This window comes from Acidovorax sp. Leaf191 (assembly GCF_001424425.1).
Lineage (GTDB): Bacteria > Pseudomonadota > Gammaproteobacteria > Burkholderiales > Burkholderiaceae_C > Acidovorax.
Map to the genome: position 1 here is coordinate 44,687 of NZ_LMPT01000018.1, position 25,713 is coordinate 70,399.

The following is a 25,713-nucleotide window of genomic DNA, read 5'->3' on the forward strand; positions in this document are numbered from 1 at the left end:
GGCAAGGCGCGCGCCCGGCGCAAGGCGGCGAGCCTGCCGGCGCCCGCCCGCTCGCGCACCGCGACCCCGCGGCCCGCGCCTGAAGCGCCGGCCGATCCGCCGCTGTCCCGCTACAACGCCAAGCGTGATTTCACGAAGACTGCAGAGCCCTCGGGCGTCATGCCCAAGAAGCGGCCTGCCCCACGGTCCGGGGCTGCGCAGCCGCTGCACTTCGTGGTCCAGAAGCACTGGGCGTCCCGCCTGCACTACGACTTTCGCCTGGAACTCGATGGTGTGATGGTCAGCTGGGCGGTCCCGAAAGGCCCGTCCTTCGACCCCGCCACCAAGTCGATGGCGATCCAGGTGGAGGACCACCCCATCGACTACAACACCTTCGAGGGCACGATCCCCAAGGGCGAGTACGGTGCGGGCACGGTCATCGTCTGGGACCGGGGCACCTGGGAGCCGGTGGACGATGCGCGGGAAGGCCTGCGCAAGGGCAAGGTCCTGTTCAGGTTGCACGGCCAGAAGCTCGCGGGCCTGTGGGAGCTGGTGCGCATCTCCAAACCCGGAGAAAAGAAGCAGGACCAGTGGATGCTCTTCAAGAAGCGTGGTGACGCCTGGGCGCGGCCGCGCGCCGAATACGACGTCATCACAGCGCTCCCCGACAGCGTGGTCGACAAGCCGCTCGGCCTCGTCGAAGAGCGGGAGCCGCGGGGCAGCGGGGCCGCGCCGCAGCGCGCGGCGCCTGGCGCATCCGACGCCGTGCAGGCGGCTCGCAAGGCCCGGCTCCCCGCCAGGCTGCAGCCCCAGCTCGCCACGCTGGTGGCGAGTGTGCCGGAGGGCGACTGGGTCGTCGAGACCAAGTTCGATGGCTACCGGGTGCTGGTGCGCATCGACGGCGAAGAGGTGCGCATCTTCACGCGCAACGGCAACGACTGGACCGCCAAACTGCAGCCCGTGGCCGTTGCGGTGGCCGCGCTGGGCCTCACGAGCGCCTGGCTCGACGGTGAGATCGTCGTGCTCAACGACGCAGGCCTTCCGGACTTCAACCGGTTGCAGAACGCCATCGACAGTGCCCGTCCGCGCGACATTGTGTTGTTCGTGTTCGACGTGCCGTTCCTGGGCGGCCGGGACCTGCGTGCCGTCCCGCTGGCAGCACGGAGAACAGTGCTGCAAGCGCTCTTCGATGAGCGCCACAGCGACACCGTGCGGTTCAGCGCGTCTTTCGATGCGCCGCCATCCCAGCTGCTCGGCGCCGCGTGCCAGATGGGCCTGGAAGGCGTGATCGCCAAGCGGGCGGACGCGCCCTACGTGTCGGGGCGCACCGAGACCTGGCTGAAGCTCAAGTGCCAGCACCGGCAGGAGTTCGTGGTGCTGGGGTTCACCGACCGGTCGCATGCGGCCCGGGAGGTCGGCAGCTTGCTGCTGGGCTACCACGAGGGCGGAAAGCTGCACTCCGCGGGCTCGGTGGGAACCGGCTGGGATGCCGCTACCGGCAGGCAGCTGTACACCAAGCTGGCCAAACTGGAGGTGGCGACCTCGCCGGTGAGCGCAGACGAGGTCAAGCCGGGGCGATGGTCCCGGCGCAAGGCCGGCAGCGAGCGGTGGGTGAAACCGTCCATGGTCGTGGAGGTGGCTTTTGGTGATTGGACGCCGGATCTGCGCATCCGGCACGCCGTGTTCCGGGGTATCCGGACCGACAAGCCTGCCCGCGCGATCGTCCGTGAACAGCCGCAGGCGCCGCTGCAACCTCCGCAAGGTCGGCAGCAGGAGGCCCCAATGCCGCAGAAGACCGCTCTGCGGCGCAAGGCCGGCACCGTGAAGATCACCCACCCCGAGCGGGTGGTCGACCCCAGCACCGGCCTGCGCAAGATCGATCTGGTGCACTACTACGAGAGCATTGCCGACAGGATGCTGCCGCACCTCAAGAACCGGCCTGCCTCCCTGGTGCGCGCGCCGACCGGCATCACGGGGCAGCTCTTTTTCCAGAAACACCCCGACAGCAAGATGCCGGGCGTGAAGGCACTGGACCCCGCGCTGTGGCCTGACCACGCGGCGCTGCTAGCCGTCCACTCGGTGGAGGCGCTCGTCTCGGCCGCGCAGATGAATGTGGTGGAGTTCCACACCTGGAACTCGAAGATTGCGCGCATCGACCAGCCCGACCGCATAGTGCTGGATCTGGACCCCGGTGAGGGCGTGACCTGGCCCATGCTGCAAGAGGCGGCCGAACTGACCCGCGTCATGCTCGCCGAACTGGGGCTGGAGAGCTGGCTCAAGACCAGCGGGGGCAAGGGCTTGCACGTGGTGGTGCCCATCACGCCGCAGCTCGACTACGACGCGGTGAAGGCCTTTTCCCAGTCGGTCGTCAAGCACATGGCCCGGATCATCCCTTCCAGGTTCGTGGCCGTCATGGGTGGCAAGAACCGCGTGGGAAAGATCTTCATCGACTACCTGCGCAACGGCCACGGGCAGACCACCGCCTGTGCTTTTTCTGCCCGTGCGCGGCCCGGCATGGGCGTGTCGATGCCCGTGGCGTGGGAGCAGCTGTCTGACCTCCAAGGCGGGGCGCAGTGGACGGTAGCGACAGCGCGGGAGTACCTGAGTTTTCAGAAGCAGGACCCGTGGGAAGGCTACTGGAAGAAGCGGCAGTCGATCCAGCAGGGCATCAAGATGCTGGCCTAGGGCTATCCGAAGCCCGGTGTGCGGCCTCAGAGGGCGGGCGCTATAGTCGGCCACCATCTCGTGGCCCCGAGGACGCGATATCTCCCCGTTTGTACCGCCAGATTCCTGTCTTGATCTGTGGCCATGCGCATCAAAAGTCAGCTGTTCGCTCTTGTCCTGTCCGTCCTCGTGCCTGCGTCTGTGGCTGCGATGCTGGCCATCTGGTACGTCTACCAGGAACAGCAGGCCACGCAGGAGACGGGGCTGAAGGAGGCGGCGCGCACGTTCTCGCTCCTGGTGGACAACGAGCTGCAGTCGCGGCAACGGGTGTTGCGCACCATTGCCAATGCACCTTCGCTGGCCAGCGGCGACATGGCAACGTTCTACGAATTCGCCATCAAGAACGCACCGACGCCGGACACGACGATCATCCTGTTCGACACGAGCGGCCGGCAACTGCTGAACACGCGGGTCCCGCTCGGCACCGCCCTGCCGACCCAACGGGCTTCCAACATCAACGATCTGATGCAGGGGGACGGAGGCGTCTCGCCCCTCGTGTCCGACGTGTTTTTCGCGCCGCTCGGAAAGCGGTACGACTTCGTTGTCCAGGTCCCTTTCATGGAGGGCGGCGTCGTTCGGTACTTCGTGGTGATGGGGGTGAATGCAACGGCCATCCAGGCGCTGCTGTCGGAGCAAAACATGCCGGCCACCTGGCTGAGCACCATCGTCGACCGCAAGGGGACGGTGCTGGCGCGGTCGCGGGATCCCGACAAGTTCGTGGGCAAGTCGTCGGACGAGCGGCTGCACAAGCTGTTCTCGTCGACCACCCAAGGCGTGACCCGCTCGGTCACGCTCGACGGCGTGGCCGTCAAGACGTTCTACCAGCGCGTTGACGCCTCCGACTGGACCGTCGTGCTCAGCATCCCCGAGAGCGAGATTCAAAGTTCGGCGATCCGGGGCGCTGGCATCTTCGCCCTGGCGGCGGTACTGCTGCTGGTCATATCGTTGCTCGTGGCGCGGCGCATCGGCGCAGGCGTCATTTCGCGGATGCACCGGCTTGAAATGGCGGCGGAGGCACTGGGCCGTGGTGAACAGGTGAACTACTCATCACAGGGCCTCGTGGAGGTCGATGCGGTGGGCATGCGCATCGCACAGGTCAGCGACCGGTTGCTGCTGAATCAGCGCGAACTGGAGCTGCGCGTTGCCCAAGCGGTCGCCGATACCGAGCGTGCGCAAAAGGCTTTGCTTCAGGGGCAAAAGATGGAAGCCTTGGGGCGCCTGACCGGCGGCATCGCCCACGAGTTCAACAACCTGCTGCAAACCTTGTCCACCTCGCTGCAGCTGGCCAAACGGGCCAATGAGTCCGAACGCGTGCAGGGGCTGCTCGATACCTGCACCAAGGCGCTCCAGCGCGCCAAGGCATTGACCGGGCAGCTCAGTGCGTTTGGCCGCACGCAGGACGCGCGGCTGGAGACCGTCAGCCTGCCCAAGCACATCCAGGATTTTCGCCAGCTGGTGGACAACGTGCTTCCGGCCAGCATCACGCTGGACGTCAGCATGTCGCAAGACGCGTGGCCCGTCACCATCGACCCCACGCAGTTCGAACTGGCCTTTCTCAACCTCGCCATCAACGCCAAGGATGCGATGCCGTCCGGCGGCACCATCCGCGTGGTGGTGGGCAACGAGCCCGGTGCGTCCCCGGCCGAGGGCCTGCCGGTGGGCGACTATGTCCGGCTGCGGTTTTCGGATTCGGGCATCGGGATGACGGCGGAGATCATGGCCAAGGCGCTCGATCCCTTCTTCACCACCAAGCGGGTGGGCGAGGGCACGGGCCTGGGGCTGCCCCAGGCCTTCGGCTTTGCGCGGCAGGCCGGCGGCACGCTGGTGCTCCACAGCCGCGAAGGGCAGGGTACCCAGGTGGACATCTACCTGCCCAGGGCGACAGGGGCGGTTGCAGGGCCGCAAGCCAGTGCAGTGCGTGCGCCGGAGGCTGCGGGCGTGAGCGGCGGCACGCTGCTGTTCGTCGAAGACGATGCCCTGGTGCGTGAAAGCGTTGCGCCCGCGCTGGAGGGCGGCGGGTTCTTCGTGATCATGGCCGAGAGCGCCGATGCGGCGCTGGCGTGCCTGGAGGCCGGCACCAAGGTCGACTTCGTCTTCTCTGACGTGGTGATGCCCGGCACGCTGAACGGAATCGATCTCGCACGCACGGTGGTGAGCCGTTTTCCGCACATCAAGGTGGTGCTGGCCACTGGCTATTCGGAAAACCGTGTGTCCATGCCCGGCGTCCAGGTGCTGGCCAAGCCCTACGATGTAGCGGATGTGCTGCGTGTGCTGAGAAAAGCAGCGGATTGACGGGCCGGTGCTCCGGCGCACCGGGTTCAGTGTCGGCGAGCGGCTGACGGGTTTTTCGTTGGTGTCCGTGCGCCAGCTGGGCCAGCGTCAGGGCCTGCTCTGGCGGTCGGCAAAGATTCGCTCGCGACCGCTTTTGGGGAGGTCGTAGCAGCAGTCGGGAGCAATGGCGCGGAATCGGTGTGATGGCGTCACAAAACCGAAACATCGTGTCGGTAACATTTGCTCACACCGATTCCCTGGCGCTGTCCATGCCCGCAACCACTGAGTACCTGAGCGACTTCCGGCCGCGTTTTCGCCAGCCCAGCGCAGCCGACCTGTGCATCGAAGTGCCGTGCATGACGACGGACGAGACCAATGAAAATGTGATGGAGGTGTTCAACCGCCACCGCGACCTCGTGAGTCTGCCTGTGGTGGAGGGCAGCCAGCCGATCGGCCTCATCAACCGGAGCATCTTCCTGTCGCAGATGAGCAAGCAGTTCCGGCAGGAGCTCTACGGCCGCAAGAGCTGCATCGCGTTCATGGACAAGGAGCCGCTGATCGTCGACGCGGGCCTGGACATCGACGCACTGACTTTCAAGACCGTCGAGTATGGAGAAAAGGCGCTGTCCGACGGCTTCATCATCACACGCGACGGGGCCTATGCGGGCGTCGGCAACGGCCTTCAGCTCATGCGGGTGGTGGCGGACATGCAGGCCTCCCGCAACCGCCAGATCATGCACAGCATCGAGTACGCCAGCGTGATCCAGCGGTCCACGCTGCGCAGCTCGCTCGACGCCATGGCGCGCGCCTGTCCGGCGGCCAGCCTGGTGTGGCAGCCGCGGGACATCGTGGGCGGCGACTTCTATCAGTTCAGCACGGACGCAGACGGCTGGTTCGCCACGGTGGCCGACTGCACGGGCCACGGCGTTCCCGGCGCCTTCATGACCCTGATTGCGTCCACCAGCCTGAACCAGGCCATCGAGCAGAACGGCCCGCGCGATCCTGCGAGCCTGCTCGGCCACGTGAATCGCAGCATCAAGCAGATGCTGGGCCAGGTGGATGGGCAGGATGGCACGCCGGGCTCTGACGATGGCATGGATGCAGCGTGCTTCTGGTTCGAGCCCGCGGCAGGCCGTCTCATCTTTGCGGGCGCGCGGCTGGCGATGTTCATGGTGCGCCCCGGGGCCGACACGGTGGACGTGCTGGAGGGGCAGCGCAAGGGTGTCGGCTATGTGGACAGCGAATTCGACTACGCATGGAAGAACCAGGAAGCGAACCTCCCCGTCGGCAGCCTGGTGTTCGTGAGCACCGACGGCCTGATCGATCAGATCGGCGGGGCCCGCGGCATTGCATTGGGCAAGCGCCGCGTGCGGGAGCTGTTGCTGGAGCACAAGGACAACACCCCGTCAGAGGTCAACGCAGCGCTGCTGGAGGCGCTGCGGGTCTGGCAGGGCGACCACCACCGGCGCGATGACCTGACCTTCTTTTGCTTTCGCACCTAGACAGACCACGACCTATGCCATCCCTCACGATCGCCAACAAGTACGGCTCGTTCTTCAATCTGGCGCGCCAGCACCAGATCATCTTCTACTACGTGGGGTACTTCTCGCAGCACATCGTGGCCGCGATGGCCGATGCGGTGAAGCTGCAGCTGGAAGTGGCCGGGGTTGCCGCTCCCACGCGGCGCAAGCTGTTCTCCTCGTTCGTCGAGATGGCGCAGAACATCATCCACTACTCGGCGGATTCCCTGACCCCTGCGAGCCAGAACAATGGCGAACTGCGCCACGGCTCGGTGTGCATTCGCCGCGAAGAGGACGGCAGCTTCTCGCTGCTGTGTGCCAACCCCATCGAACGCCTGGTGGCCGAGGAACTGCGCGTCAAGCTCAGTGCGCTGCGCAGCATGACGCTCGAGGAGATCAAGCAGGCCTACCGGCAGACGCTGCGCGAGGAGACGCCCGAAGGAAGCAAGGGCGCAGGCATGGGGTTCCTCACCGTCGCGCGCGATGCCCGCGAGCCTCTCGAATTTGATTTCGATGCCGACGATGACCATGGCCAATCGCCCGTCTTCTACCTGAAGGCGGCCATCTAGGCGCTGAGCGCTCGCAACGAATCGAGACTACTGATGGAAAACCTCTACATCGCACCCACGCCCAGCTCGCCTGAGGTGGACTTCAAGTTTGACACGCGCACGCTGAGCCTGCGGGGCGAGTCCTATCCCGAGAACGCGGCGGCCTTCTATGGCGACATCATCACGCGGCTGGGCGAGTTCCTGTCCACGCAGCACGGCGCCGCGCTGGAGGTGAACGTGGCGCTCGCGTACTTCAACAGCTCCAGCACCAAGATGCTGTTCAACCTCATCGAGGCGCTGAGCAACGCGGCCGAGGCCGGCAACCGGGTGGTCCTGCACTGGTACCACGATGAGGAAGACGACACCATCCTGGAGTTCGGCCAGGAGTTGAGCGAGGACTTCCCGGCCATCGAGTTCGTGACCCATGCAGTGGGAGCTGCTTGAATGGCAAGCACTGCGACGGGGCCGGCGCCCGATCTTTTCGATGCGGAGAACCAGACGCTCCTGGCCGCGAGAGCAGCCCACAGTGCCTGCGCCAGCGCCGCGCAGGACGCATGCGCACAGACCCTGGGCGAGCTGATCCTGGCGTACGAGCGGCTGCTGCGGGAGACGCGCAGGCTGGTGCGCCGCAGCGACAGGGCCGAGCTGGAAATGAACCAGATGAACACGCGGCTGCAGGACCTGGCGGCCGAGCTGGAGCACCGGGCCAACCACGATCCGCTCACGGGGGTGCTCAACCGTGCGGCCATCATCGAACGGGTCAACCGCCACTTCGTCCGCGAAGACCTGGCCCTGGTCGTGCTCGACATCGACCATTTCAAGCGCATCAACGACAGCTTCGGCCATCCGACGGGCGACAGGGTCATCCTGGGGGTGGTGGCCTGCCTGAAGGCCGTCGTTCCCGCCGCCGCGCAGATCGGGCGTGTCGGCGGCGAGGAGTTCACCGTCGTGCTGCCGCGGCATGGCGGCGCGGAATCCGAACGCGTGGCGCAGGAGCTGCGGCGCGCCATCGAGACGCATGGTTTCGACTTGCCGGACGGCAGTGGCGTGACGGCCAGCTTCGGCGTGTGCTGGGCACCTGCCGGCAGCGATTTCGACGGTGCCTATGGGCTGGCCGACGAAGCGCTCTATGTCGCAAAACGTGGGGGGCGCAACCAGGTCCGCATGGCGGCCCCGACCCTGCCCTCCCTCGAGCATGTGGTCTGAGGCCGAGCTGCGCAGGGCAGAACCCGGGTGGGCTGCCGTCGACGCCGCGCGGCGCGCTGGGCGCAGCCAGGGCACCCACTGGCGGATACTCGTGGTGGACAACGATCCCGATGTTCATGCCGCCACGCTGGCCGCGCTGGAGGGACGCACGCTGTTCGAGCGGCCTCTGGTGTTCATGCACGCCTTCTCGGGCGATGAAGCCAAGGCCTTGCTGCTCACCGAGACCGACCTCGCCATGGTCATCATTGACGTGGTGTCGGAGCAGCCCAGCGCAGGGCTCGATCTGGTCGACTTCATCCGCCATTGCGCGGGACTGAGAAACACCCGCATCGTCCTGCGCACCGGTCAGCCGGGCCAGGTGCCGGACCTGGAGACACTGCTCAGGTACGACATCAACGACTACCGGACCAAGGCCGAACTCACCCCGGACCGGCTGCTGGCGATGGTGGTGACCGCCGTTCGGTCGTACAAGCAGCTGTGCGCCGTGGATGCCAGCCGCGTCAGCCTGGAGCTGATCGTGCGCTCCAGCGCATCGCTGCTGGAAACCAAGGACGCCCACGAGTTCGCGTCGGCCGTGCTCACCCAGCTCGCCGCCTTGCTCCAGGTCCCCCGGGAAGGCCTGGTGTGCGTGCAGCGCGGTGAGGGCCGGCGCGACTACCATGTGCTGGCCGCTGCCGGCAGGTTCTCCGAACTTGCAGGCCTGCCACTCGACCTGCTGTCGCAGGGGCCGGAGCTGGACCTGCTGTGCGCCTCCATCAAGCGGCGGTACAACGTCTTCGGAGAGTCCGGGGGGCTCGCACTGCACATCGGGCACAAGGACGAGCAGGATTTCGTCGTGTTCATGGACGTGCCCGGGAACCACCGCGGCCTGGAGCCTCAGCTGCTCGATGTCCTGTGCGCCAACTTGAGCACGCTGCTGCACAACCGCGGCCTTCTGGGGCGACTGCACGAGAGCGCCTACCACGACCCGCTGGTGAACCTGCCCAACCGCGCGCACTTTGTCGAAGAGGTCCATGACTGCGCGCGGCATGGTGCCACCGACTACGTGCTGGCGCTGATCGACATCGACGACTTCAGTGCCACGAACGACGTGATGGGCCACCGGTTCGGTGATCGACTCCTGGAGCAGGTGGCCCGGTGCCTGGAGGCAGCGCTTCCACCAGGTGTGCTGCTGGCGCGCCTGGGCGCGGACACCTTCGGGGTGCTCGGCTCCCAGCGGCAGGTACAGCCCAGACAACTGCTCGATTGCGTGCGGCAGCCGCTGAACATCGACGGCGTTCCACACAAGGTTTCGCTTACCTGCGGGTACGTGCTGCTGCCGGCCGAGCCGCAAGCCGGCGTGGACCTGGTCAAGGACGCCACCATTGCGCTCAAACGCGCCAAGCGAGACCACCGCGGGCAGGACCTCCAGTACGCCGCGCAGATGGGGGCCGAGGCACGGGCCAGGGCGCTGCTGCGTTCGGAGTTGCGAGAGGCCATCGACGGCCAGCAGCTCTTCCTCGTGTACCAGCCCCAGCTGAACCTCAGCACCCATGCACTGGTGGGGCTGGAGGCACTGCTGCGATGGCGCACCAGCGACGGCAGGTTCGTCCCGCCGGACCAGTTCATTCCGGTGGCCGAACATTCCGGGCTCATCGTCGGGCTGGGCCAGTGGGTGCTGGCCACGGCCTGCGCCACCATGCGCGAGTTGCTGGATGCGAACGCAGCGCCGCAGCGGATGGCGGTCAACGTGTCCACCGTGCAGCTTCAGGACCCAGGGTTCTTCGACCTGGTGTGTGCCGCGCTCGAGCGCAGCGGGCTGCAGGGGCGGCACCTGGAGCTGGAGATCACCGAGTCGGTGGCAGTGCTTCCCACGCAGTTTCTGGAGCGCACCCTGTCCGCGCTGCGTGCCCAGGGGATCTCGATTGCGATCGACGACTTCGGGACCGGGTACTCGTCGCTGAGCTACCTGGAGCGCCTGCCGCTGGACCGGATCAAGATCGACCGCTCCTTCGTGCACCAGCTGGGCGAACCGCGCGGCGCCCGCATCGCAGAAATGGTGGCGCAACTGGGGCGCAAGCTGGGGCTGAAGGTGCTGGCGGAAGGGATCGAAGACGCGTCCGTCTGGCAGCCGCTGCTGGCCATGGGGTGCGAGGAGGGGCAGGGCTATTACATCGCAAGGCCCATGGAGAAGGACGCTCTCATCGCCTGGATGGAGCGCCAGGCTCGGCACAACGCGTGCGGGCCTCGGGACGCCCTGGCCGGTTGAGGGTTGTGCAAGGGCTTGGGCGGCCTCCTGCACTCACGCACGAACGCACACGCCTTGACGGCGCTGGTGGAGTCGTACGGCGGGCGCGAGTTCGCCGTCGATTGTTCTCAATACTGGAACGGTCAGTTGGCGACTGGGTGGTTTTTCTGGCGCGGCATGCGGCGTACAGTTCAACCCATCGATGAGCCGAAACCCGCAAGGCGACTCACCGAACCCGGCACGCAGCAGTTCATCGCATCTGCGCTTGGCACTTCGTTCCGGCTTTTTTTGAGCGCTTTTTTATCCCAAGGAATTTCATCATGAACAAGACCGTACGCTTCCTCTCCATCGCCGCTGTGTCCGCTTTCGCCGCATTTGGCGCGCATGCCGATGAAGCCGATGCTTCGCAGTTCGCACTGCAATTCGATACCAACCGCACCCGCGCCGAAGTCAATGCCGAAGCCGTGACGGAAGCCCGCACGCACAGCATCGAGCCTGCCGGCTCCCGCGTGGTGACCTACAAGTCCACGGCCGACCGCACTGCAGTCCGCGCCCAGGCCGCAGAGGCCGTGCGCACCGGCCAGATCTCGCACGGCGAAATCGGCAACCTCATGTAATGCAGGTGGCGCGGGCCTTCCCATGGGCGGCACCGTCCGGGTGTCGATGCCATGTGGACGTGTTCCCTACACTGCCCTGCAGTCTCGTCTCAAAGGGCTCCCTCGGGAGCCCTTTTTGCTTTGCACACGACCTGCCGACAAGGCCATCCCCGTACTGCTTCGGAACCTGGGAGCCGCTGCTGTAGGTGGGTGCGCACTCGCCGACAGCGCGAGAACCCACCCTGTGGAGTACAGACCGCGGGCACCATGTCGCTTCAGCGAGCGAGCGCGCATCGCGCAGCGCACGCAATGGATATCCACTGAGCAGACGGGATGGGCAGCATGGCAGTTCACACACGCAGGGCCAAGGTGACGGGCGTCGTCGTCGCTTTGTTGGGAGCAGCCATTGCGGCTGGCGGCATCTGGCTGGTATGGCTGGGCGGCAGCGGGTACTACGCGGCCGTCGGTGCTGCACTCATGGTCACGGGAGGGTTGTGGTTTCGCCAGAGCACCTGGGCGCGCAGCCTGTATGCCGTGGTGCTCGGTGGGTCGCTCGCGTGGGCGCTGTGGGAGGTCGGACTCGACTGGTGGCCGTTGGCTGCGCGGCTGGATGTGTTGTTCGTTCTGGGTGTGTGGCTGCTGAGCCCGTGGGCTGGGCATGCCACCGTTGCCTCTGCGCATGCGGTCCGAAGCCCATCGCAGCCAGCCGGCGCGCAGCCGGTGCGCCAGCGTTTCGGGGCGTCGCACCGGGGACTGCTGGCGGTGGTGATGCTCATGTCCGCCGCCGTGGCCGTAGCGTCTTGGTTCCGCGAACCCCATGACATGGCGGGGCAACTGCCGCAGATCCCAACTCCACCTTCTGCGCCGGCTGCGGCCAACCCCGTGGCAGACGCGGCGCCGGGCACGGCTGTCAATCCTGTGGTGCCGCCGGGCGAATGGCATGCCTACGGGCGCACGGGCCTGGGCCAGCGCTTTTCGCCCCTGGCAGACATCACGCCCGCCAATGTGGCGCAGCTGCAGCTGGCATGGGAATACCGCACGGGTGATGTGCGGGGCAAGCCGGGCGATCCCGAAGAGACCACGTACGAGGTCACCCCGCTCAAGGTCGGCAACCGGCTCTTCCTGTGCACACCGCACCAGTCGGTGATCGCGCTGGATGCAACCACCGGCAAGCAGCTGTGGCGCTACGACCCCCAGATCGAAAACCAGCTCGCTCTGCAGCATCTGACCTGCCGGGGCCTGTCTTACCAGCCGCCTCGCGGCGCGAGCGCAGGCTCCACGACGCCAATGTCAGCCGCGCCTGCCGCCGCTCCCGCGACGGGCAGGCCCGCCCAGTTGGCCGAGCCTGCGGCAGCGGCCCCTGGCGCTGTCAGCACGCGCCGCCCACCCGTCGCCGCACAGCGCGGGGCCACGGACGCGGCCTGCACCGCGAAGCTGTTCATGCCCACGGCGGATGGCCGCATCATTGCGTTGAGCCCCGAGACAGGCGCCGTGTGCGCCAACTTCGGGGGAGGTACTGGCCAGATCGACCTGTGGCAGCGCATGCCCAACCTTCGCCCGGGGGCCTACTACTCCACATCGCCCGTGGTGGTGACCGAGCGCTACGTGATCGTGGGCGGCACCGTGCTGGACAACGCGTCGGTCAAAGAGCAGTCGGGGGTGATCCGCGCCTTCGATATCGATACCGGTGCACTGGTGTGGAACTGGGATTCGGGCAACCCCGAGGACACCGCGCCGCTGCCACCGGGCCGCACGTACACGCCCAACTCGCCCAACAGCTGGTCGATATCGAGCGTGGACGAAGCGCTCGGCATGGTCTATGTGCCCATGGGCAACCAGCCGCCCGACCAGTGGGGCGGCCGCCGCACTCCGGCGGTGGAGCGCTATTCATCGTCCGTCGTTGCGCTGGACCTGGCCAGCGGCCGCGTGCGCTGGCACTTCCAGACCGTGCACCACGACTTGTGGGACTACGACGTGCCAGCCCAGCCGACCTTGATCGATCTGCAGGTCAACGGCCAGACCGTGCCGGCGCTGGTGCAGCCCACGAAGCAGGGCGAGCTGTTCGTGCTGGACCGCCGCACCGGCGCCCCGGTGCTGCCGGTGCAGGAAGAGCCGGCGTCCCAGGGTGCTGCCACCGGCGACCACACGGCGCCCACGCAGCCGCGGTCGGCGCTGTCGTTCAACCCGCCGCCACTGCGCGAGCGCGACATGTGGGGCGCCACGATGTTCGATCAGCTGGCCTGCCGCATTGCGTTCCATCGGCTGCGCTACGAGGGCCGCTTCACCCCGCCGTCCGAGCAAGGCACCCTGGTGTACCCGGGCAACTTCGGCGTGTTCAACTGGGGCGGTATTGCAGTCGACCCGGACCGCCAGGTCGCGTTCACCACGCCCACCTATCTGGCATTCGTTTCCCGACTGGTCCCGCGCAAGGACGACACCAGCCTGCTGGTGCAGGACGGCGGGCCGCCCAAAGGCAGCCTGCCTGCGCTCAACGAGAACTTTGGCGCGCCGTTCGCGGCGTCGATGAAGCCCTTCGTCTCGCCTATCGGTCTGCCCTGCCAGGCGCCGCCCTGGGGTTACGTGGCGGGCGTGGACTTGCGCACCGGCCAGGTTGCGTGGAAGCACCGCAACGGTACGGTGCGCGACCTGGCACCGGTGCCACTGCCGTTCCGCATGGGTGTGCCCGGCATCGGCGGGCCGGTGGTGACGGCAGGCGGCGTCGCCTTCTATTCGGGGGCGCTCGACAACTATGTGCGCGCCTATGCCGTGAGCGACGGCCGCATTCTCTGGCACGACCGCCTGCCCGCCGGCGGGCAGGCCACCCCCATGAGCTACACCGGTGGCGATGGCCGCCAGTACGTGGTCGTCGTGGCGGGTGGGCATGGCTCCACCGGCACCAAGGCCGGCGACTCGGTGCGTGCCTACGCGTTGCCGCGTTAGCCCGCAGCGCTACTGCGGTGTTGCAAGCAGGTGGTCGATGAAACGGCGGCAGGGGTGGGTGCGGTCCGCCATCGTGTCCACTCGGGCCAGTACGCCCAGCGGCGGTACGGGCCTGGGTTGCCACGCCAGGATCGCCAGGTCCTGCCGCTGCACGAAAGGCCGCACCAGGCTCATCGGCACGTACACCAGCAAGTCGCTGCCGCACAGCAGGGCGTAGGCGATTTCCGCGGAGCGGCCGGACACCCTGCACAGCTGCGGGACACCGCCCAGGTCGTCAAACAGCTGCTCGACCTGCTGGGGCCCGAGCCCGGTGAGCGGTGGTGCCAGCCAGCGCTGCGCGAGCAGGTCTGAGGCACTCAGCGCGGCCTGCCGGGTCAACGGGTGCTGGGGACGGCACGCAATGACGAACTGGTCGTTGTGCACCGCATGGAATTCGAACCCCTGGGGCATGGGATCCGGTTCGCGGCAAATCGCTAGATCCAGCTTGCCGTCCTGAAGGCTGGCCAGCAGGTTGTCGATGGTGACTTCCTGCACATCCATCACCACAGCCGGCTGCACTGCGCAGTACGCCGCAATCGCGGTGGTCAACAGGCCGTTGATACCCGCCGCAATGCTGCCGATACGGATCGGTGCGGAGGCCGCCCCCTGCTGCATGAGTGCTGCGTTGCCTGCCACGGCCTGTATGGGCACCAGGGCCGCCCGCAACAGCGGAAGCACCGCGCTGCCTAGGGTGGTCAGCCGCATGCCTTTGGCGTGTCTTTCAAAAATGGCTCCGCCCAGCGTGGCCTCCAGCTCTGCCAGGGCATGGGTGGCCGCAGGCTGGCTCAGTCCGATCGCCGATGCGGCCCGGTGCAGGCTTTGCAGGTCGGCGATCGCGATGGCCAGTTGCAGGTGCCGCAGGCGCACGCGCCCCAGGATGCGATTGAACAGGACCGAGGGGGAGGGCTCAGACATGGCGGCATTCAGAAAATGAATAGAGATGCGAAAGAACTATTGGTGGTGTTCGGGCCGGCATGCCACGATGCCGTGGCCTTGCAGAAGGGGCGCACGTACGCCCGTCCATCCAATTCACGAATGTTATTGCCGAAAGGGACATCAAAAGTCCCGGGGCTATTCAGGAGACAACACCCATGCCATCGCTTTCGACCCACCCGACCCGCTCGCCGCACCGCGCCACCGGACGCACCTCCCGCTTTTCCATGCTGGCGGTGGTCGCAGCCATCCTGTCGCTTGGCCAGGCGCAGGCCGCCGATACGCTGGACACCGCGTGCAAGACCACGGCCGAATGCCAGGCGCAGGTCGCCAAGATCCAGGGGGTGGTCAAAGGCGAGGCCACCAGTGCGCTGTCGCGGTCGCAGGACACCTTCTACTGGTTCGGCCGCATCAACATGGCTTCGGCCGTGATGAATGTGGAGCAGGGCATCATTCCCAAGCCCCTGGCAGGCCGCATTGCGCGTGGTGTCGAGCAGTCCATCGCCCAGGCCTCTGCGCCCGGCGGCAAGCGCCCCACCGACGTGCTGCAGGTCGAAAAGATCATCACCGATGCCGTGGGGCCCGAGGCCACGCTCATCCACACCGGCCGCAGCCGCCAGGACATCCATTCGACGCTGAATGCCGCGCAGTTGCGGCTGGAGATGCTGGATTTCGCGGACGCGCTGGACCAGGTGCGGGCGGGGCTCATCACCATCGCGCAGGCCCACACCGCCACGTATGTGCCGGCGTACACCAACGGCGTGCAGGCCATGCCCATCAGCTATGCGCACTACCTGCTGGCCTTTGCCGACTCGTTCGGACGGGACTCGGCACGCATCCGCGAGGCCTACGCGCGCGTCAACCTCAGCCCCATGGGCACGGCGGTTTTGTCCAACTCCAGCTGGAACATCAACAGGGAGCGCCTGGCCCAACTGCTGGGGTTCGACGGGCTGATCGTGAACTCGCTCGACGCCGGGCAGATCAGCACCTATGACATCCCCATCGAGGCCACGTCCATCGCCAGCTCCACCGCCATCCGTGTCGGTGCGTTCATGCAGGACGTCCATACGCAGTACCACCAGACCCGGCCCTGGCTGCTGCTGGCCAGCTCCAGAACCTACACCAGCAGCGCGATGCCGCAAAAGGCCAACCCCGGCATCATCCAGAACACCCGGGCCAAGGCCAGCGACGTGGTGGCGTCTGCGCAGGCGTCGCTGTGGCGCGCCCATAACGTGACGCCGGGCATGATCGACTACAAGAACACATGGAGCCCCGCCGGCGCCAAGACATTCGTGCAGGGGGTGGAAATGCTGCAGCAGTTCACCGATGTCCTGGACTCGCTGCGCATCGACCCGGCACGCGCATTGGAGGAGCTGGAGTCGGAATGGACCACGTCGATGGAGCTGGCGGAGGCCTTGCAGCGCAGCCACGGCATACCGTTTCGCGTGGGGCACCACTTCGCCTCCGATGTCGTGCTGTTTGCGAAGGAACGCAACATCCGGCCCAAGGACTTTCCGTACGCAGAGGCTGTGAGGATCTACCGCGAAGCAGGCAGAAAATACGATCTCAAGGAGCAGCGGCTTCCCTTGGGGGAGAAGGAGTTCCGCCGCGCGCTGTCGCCTGCGGAAATGGTCCTGACCCGCACCGGCACGGGCGGGCCGCAACCGCAAGAAGTTCAGCGGATGATCGCCAGCGGCAAGGACAGCCTGGCACGCGACCGCGCGTGGTCTGCAGAGGCGCGGCAGCGCCTGCTGTCGGCCGAAGCGGCGCTGAACGCGGCCTTTGCGAGCCTGGTGGCTGCTCCGTAAACGTTTGGCCTTGGCGCTGTGCGCTGAATCTGCGCGCAACGTGGCCGTGCGGTGCGGTCCCGTCTGGCCTCAGAGGAACTGCGCCCGCACGCCCACCATCAGCCGCCGGCCCGCCGCAGGCTCGAAGAAGCGGCCGTTGCCGTCGTTCACGATCAGCGTGCCTGCGTAGTGCCGGTTGAAAAGATTGTCGAGCCGGGCCCACAGCTGCCAGCGTGCTGCGCCGGGCGTGGTGCCGCGCAGCTGGTAGCCCGCGTGCAGGCCCACCACCGCAAAGCCCGCCGCGGATTCGCTGTTGGTGTCGTTCGCGAACACGCGGCCCGACAGGTTCACGGCGCCGCCCACGCGCCATTGGGAGCTGGGGGCATAGTCGACGGCCCAGTGCGCCACATGCCGGGCAGTGCCGGGCAACTGGTTGCCGGCGGCTATGGCGGCACCGGCTGCACCCGTGTAGGCGTTGCCGAAGTGCGCATCCAGGTACGTGTAGCTGGCACTGGGCGACCAGGCGCCCCAGGCCGCCCGCCAGGCCAGCTCCAGGCCGCGCCGGCGCACGTTGTCCACGTTCTGGAAGACGGAGCGGCCGTTGACGGTTTCCACCGGGACGATCTCTCCACGGCTGCGCGTATCGAACCAGGCGAGGTCGATCTGCTGGCGCTCGCCACGCCATTTGGCCCCGACCTCCCACTGCCGGCTTCGCGATGCGGACAAAGCGTAGTTGGGGCCTGCGTTGCCCGTGCTGTAGGCCATCTCTGCCAGCGTAGGTGTCTCGAAGCCGCGGCCCGCATTGGCGTAGAGGTTGAGCGCGTCGGTGGCCGCCCACACCACACCCAGCACCGGGCTGGTGTGGCGCCAGGTGCGGGACCCGCTGTCGTCGGGATTGGCAGGGGTGACGTAACGGTCGTCCACCCGCACCCTCACCTGGCTGGTGCGGACCCCGGCGATGGCACGCCAGCGTGGCGAGAGCCACGCGTCGAGCTGGCCGTAGACATCGGTGTTGGTGGCACGGTCGTCCTCGTTGCGGCGCAAGGCGCCGCTGTCGCCGGCTTCGTTCACGAAGCCCTGGCGCAGCTCGGCCATGCGGTGTGTCTCCAGGCCCGCCGTCCAGGTCACCGGCAGGCCGGATGCAAGCCGCACGGACCGCGTCCAGGTGGCGCCCACGCCGCGGTAGCTGCGGTCCAGTTCCACCACGCCGCCCGCGCTGTTGGCGGCGGCCCCGCTGAAGGACAGGTACTGCTTAAGCTCGCGCGCGCCGCCATAGGCCCGCAATTGCACGCTGTCCGCCGAAGACAGCTGGTGGTCCACCACCACGCCCAGCTGGTGTTGCGCCACCGATTTGCGGGTGTCAAAGGCCGTGGCGACCGCGGCGGCCTGGCGCGGGTCGTCCCGCATCTGGGTGCGCGTGAGGCCCAGGGGGTCTTGTGCCAGCGGCTGGTCGTACACATTTACCAGCGCGGTGATGCGCGTTCGCGCATCCGGCCGGGCCACCAGCTTGCCGTTGAAGTGCGTGCGCTGCGCAGCGCTGTGCGCCCGCCAGCCGTCGATCTCGAAATGCGACAGGTCCACCAGGCCGCCCAGGCGCTGGTCGCCAAAGTCCAGCGAGGCATCCACCAGCCGCTGGCCGAACGAGCCCACCGCCACGCCCGCTTGCGCGGTGCCGGCGGTGCGGGGCTCGCGCGTGGTGACCTGCACCACGCCGCCGGCCGCATTGCCATACAGCTGCGCCAGCGGGCCGCGCAGCACATCGACCTGTGCGGCAGACGGCAGGTGGGCGGTCGCGGCTTGGCCCTGGCCGTCGGGCATGGTCGCGGGAATGCCGTCGACCAGGATGCGCACGCCGCGCACGCCAAAGGTGGCACGCGTGCCGAATCCCCGCACGGCGATCTGCAGATCCTGCGCATAGTTGCCGCGGTCCTGCGTTACCACCCCGGCCTGGCCGCTCAGCAGCTCCGACAGGTGCACCAGCGGCATGGGCGCTGAAAAGCCGTCGACGGCCACGCTGCTGTGGCTGGCCGCGCTGTCGAAGCGGCGCTGGGCGGCGGTGCTGTCCAGCACCTCGACGGTGCCGAGCACCGGCGTGGCCTCGGCCACGGTGGGTGGCGCGGCAATGGCTTCGTCAGCGGCGTGCGCCGCGAGCCCGGCGCAGCCCGCCATCGCGAGACAAAGGCTGCGCCGGTGGGTGGGCGACAAGGTCAAGAGCACAGGTGAACCCGACAAAAGAGGATGTGGACGGCTTGCCCGCCATGGACCCGTGCGTGCCGTTCATGGCATGTGGCAGTCGCAAATGGCAAGTGGCACGCGGGATGTGGTACGTGGCACAGGAGATTGTCGCCGTGCCCGGCGCGCGAAATGACTTAGGTGCGCTGCGGCGTGGCGCTCATTCCGAGCGGACCACCCGCCAGATGGTGTTGCCGACGTCATCGGCCACCAGCAGCGCACCCTTGGCGTCCAGGGCCACGCCCACGGGGCGTCCATACGCCTTGCCGTCCTTGCTGAGGAAACCCGTCAGAAACTGCACCGGCGGCCCGGACGGCCGCCCGCCCGCGAACGGCACGAAGACCACGTTGTAGCCGGTGAGCTCCTTGCGGTTCCAGGAGCCATGCTGCCCGATGAAGGCGCCGCTGGCGTACTGCGTGGGCATGCGCTCATCGGAGAACGCCAGACCCAGCGGCGCCACGTGGGAGCCCAAACCGTAGTCGGGCGCCACGGCCTTGGCGACCATGTCGGGGTTGGGTGGCTTCACGCGGCTGTCCACATTTTGGCCCCAGTAGCTCCAGGGCCAGCCGTAGAAAGCGCCGTCCTTCACGGAGGTGAGGTAGTCGGGCACGAGATCGTTGCCGAGCTCATCCCGCTCGTTGACGACCGTCCAGAGCGCCTTGCTCTGCGGCTCCCAGCCCAGGCCGTTGGGGTTGCGCAGGCCGGTGGCAAACGGCCGCTTGTTGCCGGTGGCCAAATCCACCTCCCAGATGGCTGCGCGGCCCTGTTCGGCTTCCATGCCGTTGTCGCCGATGTTGCTGTTGGAGCCCACCGTCGCGTAGAGCTTGCTGCCGTCCGCGCTGGCGATGATGTTCTTGGTCCAGTGGTGGTTGGCACCTGCGGGAAGGTCCGTGACCTTGGCGGGGGCTGCCGTCACCGACGTCTGCCCGGTTTCATACGGCACCTTGACGATGGCATTCGCGTTGGCGATGTAGAGCTGGTTGCCCACCAGCGCCATCCCGAACGGCGACACCAGATCCTTCATGAACACCGCCCGGGTCTCCGCCACGCCGTCGCCGTCGGCATCGCGCAGCAGCGTGATCCGGTCCGCGCTGGGCGTGCCCGCGCCGGCACGTTTCATGACCATGCCCATGGCCTTGCCCCGCAGGCCGTCGGCATGGACATTCTTGGAGCCCTCTTCAGGCTGCGGCTTGTTGCTTTCGGCCACCAGCACGTCGCCGTTGGGCAGGGTGTACACCCAGCGCGGATGGTCCAGCCCGGTGGCCAGCGCGGTCACCTTGAACCCAGCAGGTGCCAATGGCATCGTGCCCTGCGGCCACTGGTCGGCCGGCGCGATGTTGAGCGTGGGAATGAGCAGGTTCTTTTGCGGTGGCGGTAGTGGCGGGTTGGGACCGACGCCCGGCGGTACCAGCGGCTGCGCCCCGGCGCCTGCGAAGGAGCAGCCGGCGAGCAGCGCCAGCACAGGCAGAGGCCACCAGGGCCGGGTCGGCGAAGTGTGTCGGGCAGGCGTTTGCATGGCGCAGTATGGGCAGTGCCGGCCCCCCGCCGATGTAGGCGGAAGCCGTCATTCTTGTGGCAAGTCAGGCACACACCGGGACGCACCGGGGGTCAGGCCTCCAGGAAAACAAATAAGGTCACGCGCCGGCGCGGCGACGGCTGCGCTCCAGGCGTGGGCCTGCCTGGGTCACCCTGCAATCAGGGCTCTGCTCGGCCCGGGCGCAGCATGGGCTCCTTCCGCAAGGGCCGATATAGCCGCGAAGTGCGCTACAACCAGCAGCGCTGAACCCAGCCGTCAAGCTGCCTGCTGCGCGCTGCCCGCCAGATGGATGCGCCCCTTGCCACCGCGCTTGGCCTGAAGCATCGCTCCGTCGGCCTCCGCCACCAGCACTTCAGCCTCGGTGCGGCCTTTGGACAGGGCGACGCCGATGCTCATCCCCAGGTTGACCTGCAACCGTTCACCCAGCGCGATCGGCGCATCGACAGTCTGCATGAGCCGCTCGAGGATGGCGTGCCATTCGTTGCCCGACAGCGGCGCGAGCAGCAGGACAAACTCATCGCCCCCGATCCGCGCCGCGGTGTCCGTCGCGCGGATGCTGGCGGTGATCCGTGCGGCGATCGCCACCAGCAGCTTGTCCCCCGCCTCATGCCCGTGCTGGTCGTTCACTTCCTTGAAGCCGTCCAGGTCGATGAAGCACACAGCCACCTCGTGCCCGAACCGCTGCGCGCCGGCCAGGGCCTGCTGCATGCGGTCCAGCAGCAGCAGCCGGTTGGGCAACTGCGTGAGCGCGTCGTGAAAGGCCACGTGGGTGATCTGTTCGTGCGCGCGTTTGGCTTCGGTGATGTCCACCGCCATCCAGAACGATTCGGTGTCGGACAGCTGGACGCCGTTGAGATCCACCCAGATCACGTCGCCGTGCTTTTTCTTCAGGCGCACGTCGTCCCGGTAGTTGTCCCCCCTGCGCAGGTCCAGCAGGGTCTCTTGCGCCAGCGCATGGCGATCGCCGTCTTCCGCACACAGGATGTCGATGGCGGCGCCGGTCAGTTCACCGTCTTCGTAGCCCAGCATTTTTTCGAATGCGCGGTTTTTCCAGCTGACCTTGCCATAGTGGAACTTGACCATGCCGACCACATCGCTGTTGAGCATGGCCGACTGCTCGCGCAACAGCGACTCCACACGCTGCTGCGCTTCACGCTGGGCCGTGATGTCCACCGCCACCGTGCGGCTCATCAGGAAGTTGCCATCGGCATCCCTTACGGCGGTGGAATTGATGCACAGGTGGCGCTGCGGGGCGTTGGCGGGCGAGATGCAGACCTCGATCTCGGGTGCGTGGAGCTGCAGGGCCAGGGCGATGAAATGGTCCCGAAACTGCGGGCGGGTCACCGCGTCCAGCAGCCCCACGAACTTCGCGTCTGACGGTAAATCTCCCCCCAGCCATGCCTTGGCAGTGGCGTTCAGGTGGACGAAGCGCCCGTCCGCGTCCAGCGAAAAGTATCCGCAGGGTGCGTGGTCATACAGGTCCTGGATGCGCGCCGAGGACTCTTCCAGGCTTTGGAGCAGGCGTTTCTTGTCGGTGATGTCCCTGGCCGAGCCGAAGATCAGCAGGTGTCCGTCGATGTCGACGGCGCGCCAGTGCAGGTCCACATCGATGATGCTGCCGTCGGAGCGCACATGCTGGACCTCCACACGCTGCCTGTCCCCATCCCGGATCTTGGCCAGCCAGGCATCGATTCGGGCCTCGTTCTGGTTCGCGTCCCAGCTCGACACATGCTGGCCTTGCAGCTTGTCCCGGGACGAGCCGTGCATTTCGGCGAAGGAGTCGCTCAATTCGACCAGGCGCCCCGCGCGGTCCAGGATGTGGATGCCGTCTCCCGCGACGCGCAGCAGCGTCTGTGTCTGCCGGCCTTGGGCTTGCAACGCAGCCACTGCGCGGAGAGCGCGGCTGCCGAATCGGTAGACGGCGATGGTCGCCGCGCAGCTCAGTGCCCACGCCAAGCCGGCCAGGAGCGACACTACCAGCATCTCGCCGCGCCATTGGCTCCACCGGATCGAGTTGTCCAGTCCGGCAATCGCGAGCAGGGGCCAGCCGTCCACCTGGCGGTAGGCGAAGGTGCGGCTGATGCCGTCGACTTTCGAGGTCGCCAGGTAGCTGCCGGCCGACGGCTTGCTGCGCAGCGAGTCCTGCAGTTCCTGCGCGACGTCCCGGCTGCCCACCGCCGCCGCACCGCGGCCCCGCGGGGATTGCAATGCCACCAGCTTCAGGTCGTTGGTTCTGAGTGAAATGCCGTCGGAATCGGCCAGCTCGTACCGTTTGAAGATTTGTTCGAAGTGCTCGGTATGGATGCTGGCGTACAGCACGCCCCGGAACTTGCCGTCCCATGCCATGGGGCGGGCCACGACGATGACCGGGTGGCCCGACACTCGCGAGATCACGGGGTCGGAGACGACCGCCTTGTCGGAGCTGGAATCCCTGGCGAAAAAGAAGAAGTCCCGGTCGGTGATGTCGGGTGGAGAGGTGCTGTCGATGAGGTTGCCCCACCGGACGAGACCGTTTTCATCCGCCACCCGAAACCCCTCCACCCCTGCGAGCACCCGGTGCTTGGCCGCCAGGTGGTCGTTGATGTCCTGCACGGTGGCGCCCGCGTCGAAGCCAGCCCGTTGCAGATCGCCCATGGTGATCTTCAGCACCGTGTCCACAACGCCCAGTTCCGACTGCAGGCTGGCACTGGCGATGGCGACGAACCGCTCGGCTGCAGCACGCGCCCGGTCTTCATGCGCTTGCCTGGAAGAGGACAGAACGGAAAGCACCAGACCTGCCAGCACTGCGCCGAGCAAGAGATTGCCCCCGACCAGCAGCGCGCCGAGCTTTCGGCGTTGTTGTTCGGCCTGACTCGCTGGCGTGATGGAGTTCAAGGGCATGGGGAATGTTACCCACACGGTCATCGCCGAGCGGCGGGTTTACCCTGAAAATTGCGGGGGCCGAAGTGCTCTCGCCGGCCTGATAGCCCCCCGAAATGCTGGGCGCTCACCAAGGCGGTGGTGTCAGGCTGGACCGAGCCGGGCGCGCCTGGATCTTTTTAAAGCTTGCACGATTCCAGCCAGCGGGTGAACACGTGCTGCGCGGCCTGTTCCAGCGCCCCACCCACCTTCAGCGCATCGGCGCGAATGCGGTGGGGCGCAACTCCCGCCTGCCGCAGCTCGCTGCTGTGGCCCACCAGCCATTGCTCGATGCGGCGAGGGTCTGCCTCCAGGTGGAATTGCAGCGCCAGCACAGCCGTGCCCAGGGTGAAGGCCTGCTCCTTGCACAGGGCGGTGCTGGCGAGAAGCTGCGCATGCCGGGGCAACTCAAAATGGTCGCCGTGCCAGTGCAGCACAGGGATGCCTGCCAGCGGGGCCAGCACGGACAGCTCCGGTGCAGTCCCCGACGACAGGGTCAACGGGCTGAAGCCTATCTCAGGGTACCCCATGGGCTGTACCCGGGCACCCGCAATCCTTGCAATGAGCTGTGCACCCAGGCAGATGCCCAGCAAGGGCTTGCCGCTGGCCAGTCGCCGCTCCAGCAGGCGCAGTTCCGCCGTCAGAAAAGGAAAGCGGTCCTCATCGACCGCACTCACCGGGCCGCCCAGCGCGACGACGAGTGCCGGTGTGGTGGGGTCGATGGCTTGCAGGTCGTCCAACGCAGGGTCGACATAGCGCACCTCGTAGCCGCGCCTGCGCAGCAGGGGCTCCAGGGTGCCCAGGTCTTCGAAGTGGACATGGCGCAAGGCCAGCACCATGGGGCGTTCGGTTTTCATGATGCTTCGGCCCTTGAAGCCTGCCGCCTTGGCGCCGTGGCAGGCGGTGCTGCCGGGCGGTCCATGCAGGCGATGGGCAGTGCGGCCATCACGTGCAGTGCTCCAGCTCGATGATGGCGAAGCCGTGCTGCGCGATCTCCTGCTCTACCGCTGGGTGGGCGGACTCGGTATGGCAGAAGTTGCACTTCTCGGCTTTCAGCGCGGTGGCTTTAAGGCCCCTGGCCGCCAGATAGGTGCGGCCATACTGCAGGACGCGCTCGTCATCGGCCAGGTTGGCAGGTACCAGGATGTCGAAGTGCATGCGCCGCCCGTCGGGGCGCTGCACGTAGGTGTCGTAGACTGAAATTTGCATGGGGTGTCCGGGTGTCGGTGGCAATGAATCACAGGCTTGCAACCGGTGGGCACACAGCCTGCGTGCCCTCGCGGTCGCTGTCTGCCCGTCCTACTTGTTCGTCTTGCCGGGCAGGGACAGGTCGCCCGACGCGGTCTTGAACACATCGACGACGCACAGCAGCGGGCTGTGCACGCTGGCATTCACGCGCAGCGCGGCCGTCACGCCGTCGAAGCTGGCTGCGTTGACGACACCGATGTCGTCAAAAGGCACGCGCACCTCCAGCGTGCCGCCGGAGAAGGTGGGGCTCCAGCCGGGGCTGTCGATCAGGATGGGCAGCCCGGGCCACGTCTTGGGGACACGGGACTTGCTGCCCTCTGGAATGTCCACTACCTTGAGCGCACCTTTGCCGCACGCCTCGTCGGGCTGCAGTACCACCCAGTGCGAATGCCACACGCCACCGTCGTTGCCGGTGCGGCCATCGGCGTTCTCGTCGAAGAGCGGGGTGTCGTCGAAGTCGGGGTGGGAAGTCACGGCAAATGCCAGGATGCCGCTGCCGGGCTCGAACCCCACCGATGCGGGGTCCAGCGTGGTGGGCCACACATAGGAGAACACGCTGCTGCCGGCCAGCTTGCCCGTTCTGGTCGGCTTGTTCGCGCCGGCTTTGCCAGACACGTGCATGTGAAAGATCGCCACATTTCCGTCGGTGGTGATCTTGGTGTGGACGATGTCGTAGGGTGCTTTGATGGCGGCCGAAGGCGCGCTCTGGATGCCGCCGCTATGGGCCTTGCCCGTGTGTGCAGTGCCGTGTGCCACGGCGACGGAGGCCAGCGTGGCGCAGGCCAGGGCCATGGTGGCGCGCTGAATGGAATGGTGCAGTGTCATGGGGTCCTCGCCTTGCAGTGGTCATGCTGATTGCATGGATGCAAGTGTTCCCCGGAGTGCCTTGGCGATGGCCGCCATTCGTGTTTTTAAGATATCCAATCGTCCAGGCGTCCAATCGTCCAGGCGTCCAGGTGTCCAGGTGTCCAGGTGTCCAGGTGTCCAGGTGTCCAGGCGTCCAGGCGTCCAGGCGTCCAGGCGTCCAG

General features: G+C 67.0%; 18 protein-coding genes. 11 read left to right on the forward strand and 7 right to left on the reverse strand.

Annotated elements, in window-relative coordinates; genetic code table 11:
• Positions 1-33: 33 nt before the first annotated feature.
• The 10 genes from ligD (at position 34) to ASG27_RS12015 (ending at position 14,011) form a co-directional block, all read left to right on the forward strand.
• Positions 34-2,664: a DNA ligase D gene (gene ligD, locus ASG27_RS11975; protein ID WP_442854092.1), complete on the forward strand. Its 2,631-nt coding sequence runs from the start codon at positions 34-36 to the stop codon at positions 2,662-2,664.
• Between the two features lie 123 nt (positions 2,665-2,787).
• Positions 2,788-4,995 carry a hybrid sensor histidine kinase/response regulator gene (locus tag ASG27_RS11980; protein WP_056417238.1) on the forward strand — a complete coding sequence of 736 codons (2,208 nt, stop codon included), beginning with the start codon at positions 2,788-2,790 and terminating at the stop codon, positions 4,993-4,995.
• Between the two features lie 248 nt (positions 4,996-5,243).
• Positions 5,244-6,476 carry a SpoIIE family protein phosphatase gene (locus ASG27_RS11985; RefSeq protein ID WP_056417242.1) on the forward strand — a complete coding sequence of 411 codons (1,233 nt, stop codon included), beginning with the start codon at positions 5,244-5,246 and terminating at the stop codon, positions 6,474-6,476.
• Positions 6,477-6,490: 14 nt separating this feature from the next.
• Positions 6,491-7,063, forward strand: coding sequence for a SiaB family protein kinase (locus ASG27_RS11990; protein WP_056417249.1), 573 nt, complete (start codon positions 6,491-6,493; stop codon positions 7,061-7,063).
• A 33-nt stretch (positions 7,064-7,096) separates the two neighbouring features.
• Positions 7,097-7,486, forward strand: coding sequence for a DUF1987 domain-containing protein (locus tag ASG27_RS11995; RefSeq protein WP_056417252.1), 390 nt, complete (start codon positions 7,097-7,099; stop codon positions 7,484-7,486).
• Positions 7,487-8,248: a GGDEF domain-containing protein gene (locus ASG27_RS12000; protein WP_056417255.1), complete on the forward strand. Its 762-nt coding sequence runs from the start codon at positions 7,487-7,489 to the stop codon at positions 8,246-8,248.
• Positions 8,238-10,496 (forward strand): putative bifunctional diguanylate cyclase/phosphodiesterase, encoded by a 2,259-nt coding sequence (locus ASG27_RS12005; protein WP_156370707.1) that lies wholly within the window; start codon positions 8,238-8,240, stop codon positions 10,494-10,496. Before ASG27_RS12000 ends, ASG27_RS12005 begins: the two co-directional genes overlap by 11 nt.
• Before the next feature lie 54 nt (positions 10,497-10,550).
• Complete coding sequence (locus tag ASG27_RS26730; protein WP_156370709.1) at positions 10,551-10,799, forward strand: hypothetical protein; 249 nt, start codon at positions 10,551-10,553, stop codon at positions 10,797-10,799.
• Entirely contained in the window at positions 10,796-11,092 is a 297-nt protein-coding gene (locus tag ASG27_RS12010; protein WP_056417258.1) for a hypothetical protein, read from the forward strand. Before ASG27_RS26730 ends, ASG27_RS12010 begins: the two co-directional genes overlap by 4 nt.
• A 321-nt stretch (positions 11,093-11,413) precedes the next feature.
• Entirely contained in the window at positions 11,414-14,011 is a 2,598-nt protein-coding gene (locus ASG27_RS12015; protein ID WP_056418250.1) for a membrane-bound PQQ-dependent dehydrogenase, glucose/quinate/shikimate family, read from the forward strand.
• Between the two features lie 9 nt (positions 14,012-14,020).
• On the opposite strand, the gene ASG27_RS12020 is transcribed toward ASG27_RS12015, so the two are convergent.
• Positions 14,021-14,965, reverse strand: a complete 945-nt coding sequence (locus tag ASG27_RS12020) for a LysR family transcriptional regulator (protein WP_056417261.1) — start codon at positions 14,963-14,965, stop codon at positions 14,021-14,023.
• Between the two features lie 176 nt (positions 14,966-15,141).
• Between ASG27_RS12020 and ASG27_RS12025 the strand changes: the two genes are divergently transcribed.
• Positions 15,142-16,791, forward strand: a complete 1,650-nt coding sequence (locus ASG27_RS12025) for an argininosuccinate lyase (RefSeq protein WP_235504023.1) — start codon at positions 15,142-15,144, stop codon at positions 16,789-16,791.
• A gap of 69 nt (positions 16,792-16,860) precedes the next feature.
• Here the strand turns inward: ASG27_RS12025 and ASG27_RS12030 are convergent, their stop codons facing one another.
• The 6 genes from ASG27_RS12030 to ASG27_RS12055 all read right to left on the reverse strand — a co-directional run bounded on the left by ASG27_RS12030 (position 16,861) and on the right by ASG27_RS12055 (position 25,510).
• Entirely contained in the window at positions 16,861-18,939 is a 2,079-nt protein-coding gene (locus ASG27_RS12030; RefSeq protein ID WP_056417265.1) for a TonB-dependent receptor family protein, read from the reverse strand.
• 223 nt (positions 18,940-19,162) lie between these two features.
• The gene (locus ASG27_RS12035; protein ID WP_056417268.1) at positions 19,163-20,518 is read right to left on the reverse strand and encodes a PQQ-dependent sugar dehydrogenase; all 1,356 of its coding nucleotides are present in this window, start codon (positions 20,516-20,518) and stop codon (positions 19,163-19,165) included.
• A 276-nt stretch (positions 20,519-20,794) separates the two neighbouring features.
• Entirely contained in the window at positions 20,795-23,419 is a 2,625-nt protein-coding gene (locus tag ASG27_RS12040) for a diguanylate cyclase domain-containing protein (protein WP_056422964.1), read from the reverse strand.
• A 158-nt stretch (positions 23,420-23,577) separates the two neighbouring features.
• A complete protein-coding gene (locus ASG27_RS12045) occupies positions 23,578-24,294 on the reverse strand; it encodes a glutamine amidotransferase (RefSeq protein ID WP_056417274.1) in 717 nt (238 codons plus the stop codon).
• A gap of 88 nt (positions 24,295-24,382) precedes the next feature.
• Positions 24,383-24,646, reverse strand: a complete 264-nt coding sequence (locus tag ASG27_RS12050; protein ID WP_056417277.1) for a DUF2024 family protein — start codon at positions 24,644-24,646, stop codon at positions 24,383-24,385.
• Between the two features lie 90 nt (positions 24,647-24,736).
• A complete protein-coding gene (locus ASG27_RS12055) occupies positions 24,737-25,510 on the reverse strand; it encodes a hypothetical protein (RefSeq protein ID WP_235504024.1) in 774 nt (257 codons plus the stop codon).
• Positions 25,511-25,713: the final 203 nt, after the last annotated feature.

Bases quoted from the DNA above. Each gene is read 5' to 3' on its own strand.
- ASG27_RS11980 (WP_056417238.1), top strand. From the start codon at position 2,788: ATGCGCATCAAAAGTCAGCTGTTCGCTCTTGTCCTGTCCGTCCTCGTG.
- ASG27_RS11985 (WP_056417242.1), top strand. From the start codon at position 5,244: ATGCCCGCAACCACTGAGTACCTGAGCGACTTCCGGCCGCGTTTTCGC.
- ASG27_RS11990 (WP_056417249.1), top strand. From the start codon at position 6,491: ATGCCATCCCTCACGATCGCCAACAAGTACGGCTCGTTCTTCAATCTG.
- ASG27_RS11995 (WP_056417252.1), top strand. From the start codon at position 7,097: ATGGAAAACCTCTACATCGCACCCACGCCCAGCTCGCCTGAGGTGGAC.
- ASG27_RS12000 (WP_056417255.1), top strand. From the start codon at position 7,487: ATGGCAAGCACTGCGACGGGGCCGGCGCCCGATCTTTTCGATGCGGAG.
- ASG27_RS12005 (WP_156370707.1), top strand. From the start codon at position 8,238: ATGTGGTCTGAGGCCGAGCTGCGCAGGGCAGAACCCGGGTGGGCTGCC.
- ASG27_RS12010 (WP_056417258.1), top strand. From the start codon at position 10,796: ATGAACAAGACCGTACGCTTCCTCTCCATCGCCGCTGTGTCCGCTTTC.
- ASG27_RS12015 (WP_056418250.1), top strand. From the start codon at position 11,414: ATGGCAGTTCACACACGCAGGGCCAAGGTGACGGGCGTCGTCGTCGCT.
- ASG27_RS12020 (WP_056417261.1), bottom strand. From the start codon at position 14,965: ATGTCTGAGCCCTCCCCCTCGGTCCTGTTCAATCGCATCCTGGGGCGC.
- ASG27_RS12025 (WP_235504023.1), top strand. From the start codon at position 15,142: ATGCCATCGCTTTCGACCCACCCGACCCGCTCGCCGCACCGCGCCACC.
- ASG27_RS12030 (WP_056417265.1), bottom strand. From the start codon at position 18,939: ATGGCGGGCTGCGCCGGGCTCGCGGCGCACGCCGCTGACGAAGCCATT.
- ASG27_RS12035 (WP_056417268.1), bottom strand. From the start codon at position 20,518: ATGCAAACGCCTGCCCGACACACTTCGCCGACCCGGCCCTGGTGGCCT.
- ASG27_RS12040 (WP_056422964.1), bottom strand. From the start codon at position 23,419: ATGCCCTTGAACTCCATCACGCCAGCGAGTCAGGCCGAACAACAACGC.
- ASG27_RS12045 (WP_056417274.1), bottom strand. From the start codon at position 24,294: ATGAAAACCGAACGCCCCATGGTGCTGGCCTTGCGCCATGTCCACTTC.
- ASG27_RS12050 (WP_056417277.1), bottom strand. From the start codon at position 24,646: ATGCAAATTTCAGTCTACGACACCTACGTGCAGCGCCCCGACGGGCGG.
- ASG27_RS12055 (WP_235504024.1), bottom strand. From the start codon at position 25,510: ATGACACTGCACCATTCCATTCAGCGCGCCACCATGGCCCTGGCCTGC.